1 protein-coding gene is annotated in these 1,165 nt (G+C 70.9%); it reads right to left on the bottom strand.

What is annotated here, in order from left to right:
* Positions 1-1,131 (bottom strand): 1-acyl-sn-glycerol-3-phosphate acyltransferase (locus D7V77_RS42055; RefSeq protein WP_233597567.1); only part of this gene is annotated, 1,131 nt, incomplete at its 3' end.
* Positions 1,132-1,165 lie beyond the last annotated feature (34 nt).

Raw genomic sequence — 1,165 nt, 5'->3', positions numbered from 1 at the left:
GGAGCCGGTGAAGTGGTGCAGCGCGGTGGCGAAGTCCTCGTCCGGCAGCACGCGCAGGTCCACCTGGAGGTCGCCCTGCACCATGCGCACGGAGCACTTGCTTTCGCCCTTGCCAATCACCGTGGCCTGGATGTCCAGCTCCGCCCGCCGCGCCGCCATCCGGGGCAACGGATAGGGCAGCGCGAACACCGCCAGCCCCAGCGCGAACAGCGGCAGCCCGAACACCAGCCGCGCCAGCGTCTTCACCGCGAACGGCACCACGTTGCCCGGGCGGTACTCCACGGACAGGTCCTCCGGCCTCGCGGCCTGCACCAGCGCCATCCGGCTGCCGAACGAGGACAGGTGCTGGCGCAGGCGCTCGTAGCGCTCCGGCTCCTGCGTCCGGAACAGCCGCACGCCGCGCGCCCACAGCCGCAGCCGCTCCGCGTCCAGCGCGCCGCCCTGGCGGAAGGCATAGAGCTGCTCCGCCACCTGCACCACCGGCAGGTCCGCCCACTGCTCCAGGTTCAGCGTCACCGAGCGCAGGCCCTCCGCCACCCGCTCCGTCAACGCGCGCACCGCGTCCTGCTCCGACGCCGCGTCCTTCGGCAGGAAGGCCTGCACGTCGATGGTCGCTCCCTGGTCGATGAGCACCTCGCTGCGGAAGACGTTCTTCTCCGCATAGGTGAGCCCCACCGGGACGATGCGCACCGGGGCGCCCTCGCGCGCGGCGTTGAGCGCGATGCGCGCCGCTCCCGTCTTCAGCTCCGCCAGCTCCGGCTCCGAGTGGCTCTTGCCCTCCGGAAAGATGGTGATGGCCCGCCCCTGCACGAGCGCGCCCTTCGCCGCATCCAGCGTGCCCTCGTTGCGCCCCATCTGCGTCGGGTCGTCCTGCTTGCGATACACCGGCAGCGCGTTCAATCCCTTCAACAGCCAGCCGATGACGGGCAGCTTGAACAGCGGCGCCTTGGCCATGAACGTCACCTGGCGCCGCGTGAGGATGAACACCAACGCCGGGTCGATGAGCCCGTTCGGATGGTTGCCCACGAAGAGCACCGGCCCAGAGGGCGCTTCGCCCGGGGCATTCACCTTCACCCGGTAGAAGAGCCGCAACGCCAGCGCCACCACCGCCCGCACACACGCGTAGAACACGCCGCGGACTGTATACCGGCGACCCACCCCGGGC

This window comes from Corallococcus sp. CA041A, from assembly GCF_003612075.1.
Classification (GTDB): domain Bacteria; phylum Myxococcota; class Myxococcia; order Myxococcales; family Myxococcaceae; genus Corallococcus; species Corallococcus exiguus.
This window is presented reverse-complemented; position numbering and strand designations above follow the sequence as displayed.